The 15,472-nt window shown below is 35.7% G+C and carries 11 protein-coding genes; 4 read left to right on the forward strand and 7 right to left on the reverse strand.

The window, feature by feature from the left end; translation table 11 throughout:
• The first annotated feature begins 7 nt into the window (after positions 1-7).
• A complete protein-coding gene (locus tag B3600_RS15115) occupies positions 8-421 on the forward strand; it encodes a hypothetical protein (RefSeq protein WP_286753518.1) in 414 nt (137 codons plus the stop codon).
• A 490-nt stretch (positions 422-911) separates the two neighbouring features.
• On the forward strand, positions 912-1,157 hold the full coding sequence (locus B3600_RS15120; RefSeq protein ID WP_248932228.1) for a hypothetical protein: 246 nt from the start codon (positions 912-914) through the stop codon (positions 1,155-1,157).
• A gap of 232 nt (positions 1,158-1,389) precedes the next feature.
• Here the strand turns inward: B3600_RS15120 and B3600_RS15125 are convergent, their stop codons facing one another.
• From B3600_RS15125 to B3600_RS15150, 6 genes are all read right to left on the reverse strand, one after another.
• Positions 1,390-2,058 (reverse strand): hypothetical protein, encoded by a 669-nt coding sequence (locus tag B3600_RS15125; protein WP_286753519.1) that lies wholly within the window; start codon positions 2,056-2,058, stop codon positions 1,390-1,392.
• Between the two features lie 381 nt (positions 2,059-2,439).
• Positions 2,440-3,579, reverse strand: coding sequence for a hypothetical protein (locus tag B3600_RS15130; RefSeq protein WP_286753520.1), 1,140 nt, complete (start codon positions 3,577-3,579; stop codon positions 2,440-2,442).
• Between the two features lie 3 nt (positions 3,580-3,582).
• Positions 3,583-4,707: an RNA-binding domain-containing protein gene (locus B3600_RS15135; RefSeq protein ID WP_286753521.1), complete on the reverse strand. Its 1,125-nt coding sequence runs from the start codon at positions 4,705-4,707 to the stop codon at positions 3,583-3,585.
• 2 nt (positions 4,708-4,709) lie between these two features.
• Positions 4,710-6,554: a GNAT family N-acetyltransferase gene (locus tag B3600_RS15140; RefSeq protein WP_286753522.1), complete on the reverse strand. Its 1,845-nt coding sequence runs from the start codon at positions 6,552-6,554 to the stop codon at positions 4,710-4,712.
• 97 nt (positions 6,555-6,651) lie between these two features.
• Positions 6,652-7,629, reverse strand: a complete 978-nt coding sequence (locus B3600_RS15145; RefSeq protein ID WP_286753523.1) for a hypothetical protein — start codon at positions 7,627-7,629, stop codon at positions 6,652-6,654.
• Between the two features lie 79 nt (positions 7,630-7,708).
• A complete protein-coding gene (locus B3600_RS15150; protein ID WP_286753524.1) occupies positions 7,709-9,445 on the reverse strand; it encodes a hypothetical protein in 1,737 nt (578 codons plus the stop codon).
• Positions 9,446-10,090: 645 nt separating this feature from the next.
• Here B3600_RS15150 and B3600_RS15155 point away from each other — a divergent pair.
• Positions 10,091-10,960, forward strand: a complete 870-nt coding sequence (locus tag B3600_RS15155) for a HEPN domain-containing protein (RefSeq protein WP_286753525.1) — start codon at positions 10,091-10,093, stop codon at positions 10,958-10,960.
• 4 nt (positions 10,961-10,964) lie between these two features.
• Here B3600_RS15155 and B3600_RS15160 read toward each other — a convergent pair whose 3' ends face one another.
• Entirely contained in the window at positions 10,965-11,327 is a 363-nt protein-coding gene (locus tag B3600_RS15160) for a helix-turn-helix domain-containing protein (protein WP_286753526.1), read from the reverse strand.
• A gap of 464 nt (positions 11,328-11,791) precedes the next feature.
• On the opposite strand from B3600_RS15160, the gene B3600_RS15165 reads away from it, so the two are divergent.
• The gene (locus B3600_RS15165) at positions 11,792-15,469 is read left to right on the forward strand and encodes a SusC/RagA family TonB-linked outer membrane protein (protein WP_286753527.1); all 3,678 of its coding nucleotides are present in this window, start codon (positions 11,792-11,794) and stop codon (positions 15,467-15,469) included.
• Positions 15,470-15,472: the final 3 nt, after the last annotated feature.

The raw sequence follows: 15,472 nt of genomic DNA on the forward strand, positions 1-15,472 counted from the left end.
TTTGTATATGCGCAATCTATCTGTATGTGAAATTGTAGCATTGGAAAGTGGATGCTATCCAGGGATCGAATTATTGAGATATTATGAGAAAGGAGATACCCCATGTCCAATTAAATATTTTCTGTCCAATACTGTCAACCCTGATGATGGGGGTAGCATTGTCCAGGTACAGGCAATTAAATTAGAACATCGATTTGTTGGCAGTGTCCATCCACCATATTATGGCATAGTTGACTCTGCTACATTTAGACAAGACGATAGATTGGAAAAATTTAGCAACTATTTGGATCGAACCAATATCTATGAAATACAAAGAGACGGGATAATTTTTCAATATCCATTAAGTGGAGCCCACGAGAGTTCAATAGAACCTTTAACGCCTTTATTAGAGTTTATTAAGAAGATAAAAACAGGCAAATAGAATTATATGGGATTAGCCCATGTAGTTCTATTTGCCTGTTTTCGTTTATCTAAATCTTAATGTTATGAGAAATATAATTCTGTTTTTTGTTACTGGCATTATTGCGACAATTGGTTTGTTTGCTACCTTAGGTATGAAAACCCCTGGGTTGGATTTGCTATAGCGTTCGGGGGGGGGGTGATATACTTTTGGAAAGTTACAAATTCAAGAGATTAAAAATCTATTGTAATTAAACTTAAACTTCATTTCCACTTGGCCCCAACTCAGTGACTAAAAGATTATGAGTCTTCCACTCTATCCATCCGGATTGGGTCAAAAAATGTCGTTTGTGACTTACAGAAGCGATTTAAGCACTTTTTTTGAAACCACAAAATTTTGCTCCGTTATGTATTCGTTACGGCTTTTTAAGGGGGGAGGATCGTTGAGCCTTTTTTCATACTCATGTACAAATGAATATTCTTATATTTACTAAAGCTTTAAAAATTAGAAGATGACTAAACCGTTTGAATTAGAATTTTATTATAAGGGTGACGCTATTGATGTAAAGTCATTCGATGTGCTTCCTAATATACCAGATAATGGGGAGGAAATATATTTACAATGTGAGAATGAAAATATGAACGACGACGGATGTTACTTCAAAGTAGTCGAAAAAAGAAGCCTCTTTTTCTCGTCACCAAGATTGAGGCAAAAGGTTATGATAAAATTGGAACGTATTGAACCTACTGATTGGTAAAATGTATAAATAACATCGGCAGTTATTACGTTGAATGGCGGAGGTGGGATCGGGACGGGTTTACAATCCCACGGACGTATTGTTCACACAAAATTAAGTGATTCATTGTGCAGATAAAAGACCCCACTCTATTCCAGCGGGGTCAATAACTTGATTTATTCCCATGTTAAATTTGAATAACAGTTGAAGCTTTGGATCGCTTAAGAAACTATAATGTTTTTTTGTCCAATAATCAGTCAATTCCGTGTTTTAACCTGAAGTCAGGATCGCTCATGTGGCCGTTATAAAAAGTTGGCAGCACTTGGGGTTCACCATAACCAATATTTCCCGAAATACGTGGAAGCGTTACCGCCACAGAGGCATGTCTCATCGGCTTTTTTGCCTTTGCAGGGTAATCGTACGTGACGGTCATCAGCACATTGGTATCTTCTGTCTTGATATTGACCTGGATAAGCCAGTCCAGCTCCCTTTGATCAAATCCGCCGTCTATCCCAATCATTCTCATCATTTTCTCATTATGAAATACCCTGTCTTCGGCATAGGCTATTGCTATCTCTTTGAAATCTGTCCAGACCTTCCCTGGTAATTTTTCATTGGTGACAATTGTCTTGTCAATTGTCGCAGCAAGAATATCGCTGGAAGGAAGTCCTAATGGCAGGTTTGCCAAGGTTTTTAGGCGCTGTTCTATCCGCTGCGTTGGATGGTTTAAGATAATCAGTTCCGCATTCGTCAGATTACAAATAGGACGTTCATCGTCCGAGAGCATGGCGGCACGCGAAGAATAGCCAAAATAAGCCGCCACAAGTTCATGTGCATGGGACGATTTTAGTGGGATACCGTAATTGTTTTGGGTAAAGACGCGTAAAGAATCCGCGCAAGCTTTTGTAATTTCAAGCTTCATAGCAATTTTGTTTTTTGCTGGACTTTTTTGGTTTTCGTGAGTGTTTAAAGACAACCATGCCAGCGGTTTAACAAAAAAATGCTGTTTGACTTGTCAATTATTGATTAACCTCGCGTTTCAGTCACTCACAACTGAGGCACTCGACTCCTTAGCCGAAAGTAAAAAAATAATTTAAAAAACAAGTAAGATTTTAAAAAAGGCAGTTACATACTATTTCGTCTCGTCTATCGCGCTTCTCCTGCATTTATCGATTTGCAGATTGATGTACGTCCATGAATGAAGATTGGGGAAGTTTTTCCCTTTGAAGAGGTTACCTTTGTCAAGGCTTGTCTTAAAAAGAAAAATGCCTCAACCCGCCGAGCTGTCAGTTGACTTTTTTTGTTAACAGGATTCATCCGTGCCCTTTGGATCAGTGTTATAGGCAAGCTCGTCGACGTGTAATAATTCGAAAACATTAGCCTTTTTATTTATTACTCTTTTTAAGAGCCTATTGCCCTCTATTGTAAAATGATATTCATCAATAGGTAGAGACTTTAACTCTAATGGGTTTTTAGCAAATGGGTTGTGCCAAACGCTCCATTCTGCACTTCCTAATGTTAAGATGTCTGTATTTTTAAACAGAATTACGGCAGATACAGAAGTATTTACTGGTTTGTTGTGATAAAGGAAGCCACTGCTTCCGGGAAATGTCAGGTTAATATGGGTGCCGCAGTCATTTCCGAATAATACACTATACATTTCATCAGTATGAAAAAACATATCATTAACGCAAATGCAGATTACATAAGGAGTATCGCTGATACCGTATTTAGACGGTCTCTTATCATTAAGCGCTGTTAGAATAGCTTTTTTGCTATCGATGATTTTTGCATCCTGAAATACAGCACCCAAGCTGGTCTTTATTTCGTTATTTGACTTTTTTAGCAGACTGATTTCAATTTCCCATTCATTTTCTTTGTATAAGAATTTACGATGAAATAACTGTTCATTTTCAAAGCCTTCACTTGATATTCTTATTTGTTCAATAAATCTTTTTAGCTTTTTTGGCGTGACACTGATTTTTGATATTCTTTTGAAACCAAGGTTGATGAAATATGGGTAATAGTGAATTTGCATGATAATATCTTCGACAGCTTCTTTTCGTCTCTCCTCCTCCGTCGAATCAAATGAGTTTGACGAAAGCGTACATTCAAGGAGCATCAAAGCTACCGTATCACTTTTAGCTGTAAAGTCAGGCGTAGTCGCCTTTGAAAGGATCGGATGTTTGTCTACTGTCAAGCCCTGTTTGCTTAGAAATGTATAAACAATGAGTTCGAAAATAGCTGCATCATGTTGCTTGTCGCTTTTAGATCTGATCTGGCTAATAAATTCTAAATCATCGGTCAAATCTTTAATCCACATTGATATGAGGGTCCTCGCTAATTTGCAGCGGTTCCATGAAGATCTTTCCAAAAATTTATATGAGGTCTCCTGTACTTGTTTTGCCTCGTTACTGAATGTTATATCTGAGTTAAAAATCATCCTTTAAATGTTTTTGAGTATCCAGGCCTGATAAAGCTGATATATCCGGTCTAAGAACAATGGGTCGATCACAGATTCGTTTCCCGTCTGTGTCATTCTTTTTAATGCGTGTTGGCCCCAAAATGTAGGTTCTATATTTTCGAGTCCCGTAGAGTTGTCTAATACATACTGGTTGAAATCGTTTCTGGCATCCTGGTCGTTAAACAATAGGAATGGCGCACCCGTACCGCGGGACACAAGATTATAATTTCCATCAGTAAGAAAATGCAAAAATAGGCCGTCGTTGGAGCTCCTATCATAATAGTAATACCAATTGTCCTCACCATCAACGCGCAGATATGCTGATTGTGGAACTGGCAAAATTATCCTCATCTCATCGCAATACATATATTCTAGCTCAAATAATTCTGTCTGATGGCATTTGAACTTTGCCGTTCCTAAAAACGATTTCTCATTCGTAAAGAAATAACTATATACTTCCCAAAATTTCTCGACTTCACTCAGTTCGATAGTGTATTCTGGAAAAGTATTATGAAAGATTAATCTGCTATTACCTATGTTTTTTGTCCACTGATTTGGATCTAACAAATAACGCTGCATCTTTACAACAGGAGTAAGATCTAAACCAAATCTTTGATACCACATTTTTTCAATTTGATTTATGTCGGCAGATTTATCTATCGGCGTATTTGTATCTTGGGTTCTTGAATAAATATGGTTCGCTTTGACTTCTTTGTCTTTATCTCGGTATGATGTAGTAATATAATAAGGCTTTAAAGGTAAATTCTGTATCACTAAAACGTCAATTTCTGAACCATTTAGATTTAAAGTTTTTAATTCCAATACAGGCCTATTGTCTCCCGCAAATTTTATTGATCTTAAAAAGTCTATATAAGAAACTTGATTTTTACGGTTAGCTTGATTTTTTTCCAACCCAATTAATTGACACCCGCTTGAAGGATCTGTTAATCCAATAATCAAATATCTTTCTCCTTCATAGAGACAATTTGAAAGGCATAATATATCGTGCAAAAGTGCAGCATTATTTTCATAAGGCTTCTCTTTAAAGTCCCAATATTCACCTTCACTTTTTGAATTTATGAGATCTATTATTTTATTCAATAACATGTCTAAGCTTGATTTTTAGATGTTTTATTTTCGAAATTTCTTAAATATAAATTTAGATCTTTACCGCTGATTGCACTCTTCCATGGGTTACCTTTTCTTAAGAAGCCATGTTTTTCTAAGAGATAAATCATCGCATTATTTTCACGCATTTCAGTGGTGGCCATTAGATTTCCTTTTCCATATTTGTTTAATAATTCTTTTAATATTTGAGAGCTGTAGCCCTTACCCTGAAATTCAGGATCTGTAAAGAAATAACCAATTTCCCACTCATACTTATCGGCCTCTTCTAATAAATTAGCCTTATTTTCTGTGAAATCCGATTTTGTTTTAGGTTTGATTGCACCAATAGAAATTGGAGTGTTCCAATCATATCCTATTGCTATCAATTTACAATTTCTGATCCGATCCAATGAAGGGTTTTTGACCTTAGCTTGGGTCTGTAAAAGATCTAAGAATGATTCGATTTCGGTTTCTTTAAATTCACTGGGTGGACCGATTTTAAATTTTTTGGAATTTGCCCACGGTACGATTTCACCTTCACCTTCCCAAATTTTCCCATCTGTTCTGTTATTATATCTTCCCTTATATTTTAAAATATATAATAAAGCTAATTCGACATACCAAATTCCTAATTGAAGTGCTTGGAATTTAGCTCTGTCTGGAATTTTTTGTAATTCATTACGTTTTGTTTCCTGACCATGGACCAACGCATTTCTAATTTTAACAAATATTTCTGGACCATCGCTTTCTTTTGCAACACTAATAAGATCTTCGAAACTGTCGGGAATGCACCTACTAATTTTCAATTGAAAAATTAGTAACCGTATTTTATTAGCAGCAGATACTCCTTCGGCCTCATTCCCTATAATGATCTTTTCATTTTCAACTATTAACCAATTGTATATTAATTCAAGCGCAGTTTGAATTAATATTATCGAACCTTCGACCTTTCCTGCATTTGAATTGGCTTCTACATACCAATGAACAGCAGTTAATAAAAAATCTCTATTGTTTTCATTTTTCCAAAGCCTAATATATTCTTTCCATAGTTTATTAAAATCAATATTTTCTGAAATATTCGACCAACTATGCACAAATTTGTACGGATCTGAATTGTAAAATGAATAATCCGTAAAAATTTCCCTACCATCATGAATTCCTCTATAAAATAATGGAGAAGCCCTTAATCCATTAATGAAAAATAAGAAATTTTGTAGTTGTTGATGCCACTCGTGAATTTCTTTTAGCCGAATTGGTTGTCCATTAATTTTAGAAACTTTTCCAACATAAGTGAGCAGATATCCACCATTGTTTTGTAGTTTTTTCTTTCTGTCAGTAAAATCTGAGAATTTATCCAAAATAATTCGAAAGTACCTATCAATTAACTCGATCCTATTACTAGAAATCTTCTGTCTATTTTCAGAATGCCTAACACGATCACCAATGTAACCTCTCAAATTAGGAATACAAAACATAATTTCTTGTACTGCGATAGAAGAGTCACCTTCAATAAAACGGTTAACATAACCACGGCATTGTCCCCTTTCACCTAGTGAAACTTCTGAAAGATTTACAACTCCTATATTCTCATTGTTAATTTTGAGTATTAAGTTTTTCATTTCAAAAAACATTAATTCTCCATCAGAAAATGTTCCATTGAATTTGACGCAAGGGTTTGGAAACCAAGTGAATTCTATACTCCCATTTACCAAACTTTCTTCAGTACCATTGGTAATTACGAATTCTCCGTGGTAAATTGGTAATGTTTCATTTGGCTGTTCCATGTTAATATAGGTGTCCAATTGAATGGGAATTTCATTTAAAACATTCTGTAAAGAATTTTCCATGTTATAATAGATTAAGAACGATAATATGCTTGCTTTATAAGGCTAAAAGTAATAAAAATTTTGGCTTACTAATTTTTGTATTCACCCTCTATATTAATTAACATTCAGGTTCATAGTGTTCTTCGTCTCTAATAGTATTATGTCCTTGAATTTGAAAATATCCTTCTTCCGAAGGAATACTGACATCACAACATGGGGCAGCTCTATATGATTTTTCTGAACCTTTAAAACGATACATTCCAACTTTCTCACAATAGATTAAATTCTTTGCGACCTCTGGTATGAGTACAATATTCAATCCTTTTCTTTCACTCATAGCACTTGGATATATAAGACCCATAACCTTATAATTTGGGTTATTTTTATAATACTCTCTCAGGGATAAAAATAGAGCCATGAGTATGAAGTAATTGTTATTATTTTCTGCTCGCTTACTGCTTAATTCTGAAAAGTACTGATAAAACTCCAAAATAAAATCACTTGTAAAATGATTATAATTTGTTTTGATTAGATCTACATAATCATCTATCTGGATTTTGATACCAAAATTTGTTTTTAAATGCTCTCCGTCCATGCAAAAATTAACAACATAGAATGGCTGTTTAATTTCCCATTTACCGATTGTAAAATCCTTAATTGAAATAGCAGGCAGCTCAGTTAATCTTTTACAGGTTTCTAAGCAAGCTACAAGAGTAGATTCGATCAAGTTATCATTAACAGGAAGAGTAGCATAGAACATTGGCTCCCCCTCCCGATTAAATCGCCCTTGTTTAATAAGATGTAAATTTTGATTGAATGAAATTTCAGAAATCTTAGTAAATGTCTCGTTCTTTTTAATATGTTGTCTAGACCGGAAAAGGGAAATACCAACATCTAATTTTGTCCCCATTACCGGGATATAGGAAAATAAATACAAAAAACAACTATAGGCTTTATGGAAGTCTTCATTATTGCCAACTTGTGTAGAAAGGAGTTTTAGCTCATTAAACTTTTCTTTCATTGTTTCTAAGTTACTTTCTGTCTCCTTTATGAGTTTTATATTAGCTTTTAATAAGCCTGTATTATGTGCTTTCATAGTGTATTGAATCATTAAATTATTCGCTAAAAATTCTTTTTTCAGGGAATCTTGTTAACAATGATAAATCATAATTAAATTATATTTTTCGATTTAATTCATCTAATGAGATACCAGTAAGTTTTAATAAACTAGTTAAAATATTTTGTGTCTTTTCCATTGAAACAGGGCGTGGTGCAATTGCCGAATAATAATAATTGTCAAATCCAACGAAGGCAGAATTTAAAGTAGCATTGTCAGGATTCTTGAAGAAACGATACTGAGTGTTAGATGTAAATGTTTGATAAGAATTTAGGTGTGTTTTTAAGTCATTTATGTCTTGATCAGTTAAGACCATGTCCAAGATTGTCTCTAGGTTAATTAAGGCAAGGGGCATAATCGAAAACTTCTCACGGTATTTTTGCGGAATTATCTTTTTAAATTCGCCTTCTAAATATTGACTGAGCCCTGTTAAACCGAAGTGATATTCATTAAATGTGATTATTGGATAGATTGTAACGCTACCAGTTTCTACTAAATTTTTTAACTCCTTATCGAAGTCAAATTTTAAATTATAAATTTTGGTAATTTGTTCTTTAATCTGTCCAATTCCTTTTTTAACGATAAATCTGTCATTGAAATATTTAAGTGTTTTATTGAAATCTGACTCATGCACAAGACTTTCTGGGAAAAAGTATGCTTTGTATTCGAACAAAAATATCTTTCTACCTTTTCGTACATAACCGTCAGGTATGCCTTCTGATTTATCATCAAAATGAATTTTGTCAAAATCATTGCCTGCTAATAAGGTAATAATAGGTTTAAGACATTTAGCTTCTAATAAATCTCCTATTTCTTGGCTGTATTTATTGAAAGCTTTTTGTTGTAATATTTTGTCTTCAGGTTTTAAACTAGTTTGGTGGAATAATTCGAAATAAATACTTCTAAATGTTTTTTTTCGAGCGAAATAATAATCTAATATAATGTAGCTATGTTTTTTCTGGTGAAATAATAATGGAGACTTTTTGAGGTCTCTAAGTTCTAAGGTGCCCTTGATTTCAGAATTAATACACTGACTTTTTATATGCTTTGCACTATTATTTTTTCTTACATTCAATAGTGTATATTTTCGAAAATGTTCCTTAGGCCTATAGGATTCTGTTGCTTTATAAATACTATTAAAGCTCGCAAGCAAATGACCTGGGCTTTTGAATCCAAATTGGTTTAGATAGTCTTTTAGATATACTAATAAGTTATTTTTTGCATATTCTAAAAGGCATGCCGATTTTAACATTTCAAAGACCATATTTCCTTTTTCCATTAATTCAAATTGACCTAGGACAGGCTTCCAGCACAACCAAAATATGTATAATGGATTACTTTTCTCTATTTCTGAAAAATCTATTTTTAACAAATCTGAGTCATTAACTTCATCAATAATCTTAAGATATGCTTTAAAAAAAAGGTATTCTTTCTCCTGATCAGACTTTGTAGATTGAACAGACCGGTAATTGTTCAGTTCTTTCAATATCATTGCCAAAAGATACCTTCTAAAAATTATCCCCCCTTCAAAAATTCCAGATGCTGTTTTGTGGAAATAACGGAATGAATCTTTTAATTGCTGTTTTTGATCAAATGTAAAGTTTTTAGAAATTAAAAATATTAAACGTTTTTGGATTTGCGCTAATGGTTCAGGACACGTTAATTCTCCGTTCAATATTGCGCATAGAGTTATAATCGTTTCAGAGTTGAGATCTTTAACAAGTTCTTCATAACTTTCATGGCTACCTATAAAAATATCCTTATATCCCGGTATGGTAAATGTTTCTAGCGACATGGTTTAAAAAAAAATATTCCGATTTTTTTCAAAAAAGTGTTCTAAGTGTCTTGAAGTTTTCTCTGACTTTTATCTCTCTTTAAGTATTTGAAATACTATTAAGGTTAAAGCTGGGAAGATTCCAATTATCTACTTGAATATAGTAAATTTAATTTGGCCCGAAACTATCAATAAACAATATTACATTATCACAACCAAGCACAAGCGAGTAGTTTAGTTTTATCTTTGCTTCTTTCTCAGCGATAATATTTTACTTTCCCAATAACAAAGTACTTACCTCCTTTCTTTTGCATTTATTATATCCTTAAAATTGGTATTGGAGAGAAATCTGTGGAGATCGTTTTTAGTTTAGAAGTATTGGATATTAAGTTCTGTTTTTTTTCATCGTGCCATATCGCTGTATTTAAAGCGATAAGGTAATTCTTTCTTGATCTTTTTAAAGTGGCACAATTCAAACCGTAAAAAATACGGATAAATGTGACATACTTTTGATGTTTTTTATATGGCTTAATGGTTATTTAATTTAATGCAAAAAAAAGAAATCGACAAATTAATATTTTACGGAATCCCGTATTTAAAGTTCTTTACAATGATTTGTTAAAGTAATGCTTTTTTGATTGAAAGTAATTTTCATAAATTTACCTTATGAATCAACTTTCCCATTTACCCCAACATAAACAGGGCGAATTAGCTGAAATCGTTGGAATTATCTGTGAGATAACGAATCCGGCTAAGATAATTTTGTTTGGGAGTCACGCCACTGGTAAGTGGGTAGAGGATGAGTATGTCGATAAAGGAACGACCTATACCTATATTAGCGATTACGATATTTTGGTGGTTCTATCTGATAATGAAAAAGGCGAGGAAGTTGAGATTGCGAGTAAGATTGATAACCGTACAGGGAAATTTAAAAACGAGGTAAGCGCGATTGTACATTCAATTTCCTATATCAACAGTGGTTTAGAGAGAGGTCAATACTTTTTTAGCGATATTGTCAAAGAGGGGATCACGCTCTATAATAGTGGAGAATATACATTTGTTGAAAGTAAGCCTTTGACTAACGAACAGCTGAAACAACTTGCTATTGAAGATTTTAACAAATGGGTTAAAAGTGGCTCAAGGTTTTTAAAGGCCACGAAATTATTATATGAAGAATTTCTAGCAGACAAACTCCCCTTAAACGAGGTTGTTTTCATTCTAAATCAAACCGCGGAAAAATTTTACGGGGGAGTTTTATTAGTGTATACAGGATATAAACCCAAGACTCACCGGATTAGAGCATATCGTAAATATGCCAAACACATATCACAAGACCTTTATAATGTTTTTAGATACCCACGAACAGATAGCGAAGAAAATAGGTTGTTTAAAATCCTTAATAATGCTTACATCGACGCTCGATATAAAGATGATTACTTTATTGATCCCGTTGATTTGAAAAAATTAATTAGTAGAGTTGATAAACTAGAAGATGTGGTGACTAGACTTTGTGAAGAGCGTATTTCGCAACTTTAAAGATCTAGGATTTTCGGTCTTTTCTCAATGGTAAATGTTTGGGAATTTTGATCTTGAAGTCAAATATTTCCGTGGGTTGAATTTCTAGTGCTTTACATACTGCGATAAAGCCACTGACTGACATATTGTTACTTCCGCGTACGATTCGATAAACTTGGCTATAACTAAATCCAGTGCGATCTTGGATATCCTCAAGGGTAATTTCTTTTTTATTTGAAATAGCCCAAAGTCTTTCCCTGATAATTTTTAAATTTTCCTTGTCTATGTACTGTTCAGCCATAAACAAATAGACCTTTAAAATAACAAATTTATTATACCAAATTTGGAATAATAAATTTGTTTTTCTTATATTTGTATCATCATTCATTGGTAACAGCGTGAGAAACTGAAAACCAAAGATGAATGAGAATTATAAACTTAAAAAAATACAAAAAATTCGTAGAGAGAACCTCCCTTATATATTTGATAATAGGGTCGCGTAGTTTCTCACGCTCAACCTTTGAGCAGGGGAGGTTTCTCTTCTATTTGTATATAGGGACAATAGCATTTAAGAATCCTTTGGATCTTAAAAAATGTCCTCCAGAATAGTTGTTAGGTAATTCTTCCTTGTCGAATTCATATTTGGAAAGGAATAAATCAGTCTACAAAAAGTCTGAACTTCTTAAACTGGTGCGGTATCGTTTCTATTAATCTCCGTGTAATTGTTTTATAACCGCATTTGAGACGCCATTTTATTTCACTCGCGTAACTTTTCTCAAAGGGACCACTATATGCGTTAGTATAACGTAATGGGATCATTTTGCTTAAAGTTATGCCCTAAAAGCTTAAAAAATGAAACCCAAATGCAATTACATTCTCGCTTTAGAAAGAACGCTTTATGACGTTCATGAATCTGATTATAGCCCGTTAAAGGACATTGAAGCTTTTTGGAAGCAATATCCAATTGGTCTGATCAGAGACAATCTTATTGAACTTCAATCAAAAGTAAATTCAGAAGCGCTCTCTGGATTCTCACTAGACGTATTGAAAGCTCTTGTTGCTTATCTAAAGGCACATTTAAGCAATTTGGATTTGACTCCACTATCTCTTTCGGGAGTTTTCGAAACAAGCAAAGAAGAGTTAAAGGCACCAAGGAAATCTCCGATTTCTTTAATCGCATATCCCAATCCAATACCAATTCCTAAAATGATGAAAAAATTAAAATTACAATCCAATAGCAGCACACTGCTATATATTCAAATACTCAAGATCACAGTATTTGTGATTTTAAATGTTACTGTTTCTATGTTTAGTTTATCAGCTCAGACGCCCCGCAAGAACAGCGGGGTAGATGGGCTAAATAGTTTCGTACTGCAAGGTACTGTAGTTTCAGCTACAGATGGAAAGCCCTTGCAGGGTGTATCTGTACGTGTAGAGGCTCAGAAGCAGCGGACATCATCCAGCGAGGATGGGAGTTTTATACTGCCAGTCAAACATAGAAATGGGGTAGTAAAATTTACATACATAGGCTACAAGCCTCTTGAAGTTGAATACTCCTTAGGAGTATCATTAAAGATAAAGATGATACCGCTAGAGAATCAATTGGAAGAGGTTGAAGTAGTCTCCACAGGCTACCAAAAGATTCCCAAGGAAAGGGCGACAGGTAGCTTCGAATTCGTCGATAATAAATTGCTCAATCGCAAGGTATCTACCGATTTTGTTAGCCGGCTAGAGGATGTGGTGCCTGGGCTTTCCAGTGCTAAGATGTCACCTGACCTAAGAGGGAATTACTTAAATATCAATGTCAGGGGCGAGAGTACCTTGTCACCAGACAAGTTCCCCCTGCTGGTCATCGATGGGATCCCCTATGAAAGTAAGTTTGCCGCCTATGGATTAGCAAATTTTAATAATATCAATCCCAATGATATCGAAAATGTCACCGTATTAAAGGATGCCGCCGCTGCATCCATCTGGGGTGCCCGTGCTGGTAATGGTGTCATTGTTATCACTACAAAAAAAGGCAAGTTCAATGAAAAGACCACTATTGAATTTAATATGAACGTCAGCATAAAAGACAAGCCTGATCTCTATTATTATCCACAGATAGGAACTTCGGACTATATTGATCTGATTGGCGACCTGTTTAACCGTGGCCGATATAATGCGACGCTCGGGTACTGGGGTAATAATGTGGAGCCGATCGTACAGCGCATGAAAGACCAGAAAGATGGAAAAATTTCAGAAGAACAGCTAAAGGCTGAGCTGGATCAATTAAGGGGCTACGATATGCGCGACGACTTTCTCAAATATATCTATCGAAAGGCTATCAATCAGCAATACAGTGTGCGGATTAATGCAGGTGGTGACAAAGTCAATGCTTCAATAGGGGTAGGATATGACAAGAATTTGAATGAGCTGGTGACCTCAAGCTATAATCGGATGAATCTGCAGGGCAATATGCAGTTTAAACCCCTGCAAAATCTGTTGATCAATCTTGGGCTTACCTACTCTGAGTCGAAGAAGAATGATAGCTTTTATGGTGTCGGATACAATGCATTGGCCAATGGTATAGCCAATGCCCCCTATATGCGGCTTGCGGACGATAATGGAAATCCTTTGGAGGTATACATCCCTGCATTTAATCCTACTTTTCAAGACACTGTCGCCGGCGGTAGGCTGCTTGACTGGAGCTATAAACCCCTGAAAGAACTGTATGATTCTAGATCAGAACAGATCAACAGAGAAATCATGTCCAATCTTTCCGTGCAATATGCGTTTCCATTTGGACTCAGCATTCAGGGGTTATATGCCTTACAGCGCAATATAAATCCCATTATCGATTGGAAGGGAATAAATACGTTTCAGCAGCGTTTCGAAATCAACAATTTCGCTACCTGGGATGATAAGCAGGTGTATTGGAATATGCCTGTGGGAGATTATCGATATGAACTGAATGCGTCGAGTTTTTCCCATCAGGGAAGGTTGACAGCAGACTTTAACAAGTCTTGGGGCAAAGGGTATCAAGTGTCTTTGTTGACGGGATTTGATATCCGTGAGGTGGGGCAGGATATGCGTGCTTCCCAATATTTTGGCTTTGACCCTGAGGACGGGACATTTCAGCCTATGCAACTGGGACGCGAAATACAGATGATGAATGGGCTGCTCGGCGTGAACAACCTGCCTGACCGTAATGTCTTTGACCAGCTTCGAAATCGCTTTGTCTCCTATTACGGGAACGGATCGTATAGTTATCTGAAAAGATATATTCTGAGTGGCAGTTTCCGCAAGGATGCTTCCAATCTGTTTGGTGTGAAAAGCAATAATAAGGGGCAGCCGTTCTGGTCACTGGGTCTTGCTTGGATCGCTACGGAAGAGGATTTTTTGAAAGATAGCCCATTTTCACTACTAAAACTGCGCTCCACATTTGGGTACAACGGCAATGTGAATAATACCATATCGGCCTATCCGGTCATGAAGGTAGAGACCATTCCAAATGGTACGACAGGGCAAAATTATGCACAGATCAATATACCGCCAAATCCCAAATTGAGATGGGAACGTGTGGGTATTCTCAATCTGGGAATGGATTTTGGACTGAAAGGGAACAGGTTGAACGGAAGTGTCGAGTATTATCACAAAACACCAAAGGATCTGATCGCCGACGGTCAGGTGGATCCGACAGTTGGATTCGCATCGCTTATGATGAATGTTGCAAACTTGGACACGAAGGGCTGGGATATTTCACTTAACGGAAGGCCTTTTGTCACAGGGGAATGGGAATGGAACAGCAATTTGGTATTCGCCTATAACCGTACAAAAGTGGTCAAAGCATTTCTTTCAAATGATAATGCGCAGTATAATGTGAGCAAGGCACTTTCTTTTCAAAAGACACCTATTGAGGAGATGGATCTGTATAGTCTCTTAACGTATAAATGGGCAGGGCTGGATCCGGAAGATGGTGCTGTCAGAGCTTACTTAAATGGAGAAGTGTCAAAAGATTACATTGCTATACTAAATGCCAAAGTATCCAGCTTAGAAAATCATGGTTCGCAGATGCCCTTGTATTTTGGTTCGTTCAGAAATAGCATTCGTTTTAAAAATGTGGAGCTTTCCTGGAATATATCCTATCAGTTGGGACACAAGTTTATCCGAACTACGTTTAACAATTATTCCTTTTTAAATGTTGGCGCCGGTCATGCTGACTACGCCTACCGTTGGCAAACTCCGGGCGATGAACAACATACGGATGTCCCTGCTTTTATCTATCCAAGTAATTCGGCGGCAAGCAATATTTACGTGAGCTCCTCTGCATTGGTGGAGAATGCCGGACAGATTAAACTGCGTGATATCCAATGTAGCTTGCAGCTGCCCCAATTGGCCAAATATGGTTTTAAAAATATGCGGATTTATGGCTACATACAGCATGTAGCGACACTATGGCGTGGCAACAAAAAAGGGATAGATCCTGAGTATGGCAAGTGGATCCCGGATCCGATGATGCTCTCCTTTGGTCTTAATTTTAATCTTTAAACC

It is taken from the genome of Sphingobacterium sp. UBA2480 (genome assembly GCF_002341965.1).
Lineage (GTDB): Bacteria > Bacteroidota > Bacteroidia > Sphingobacteriales > Sphingobacteriaceae > Sphingobacterium > Sphingobacterium multivorum.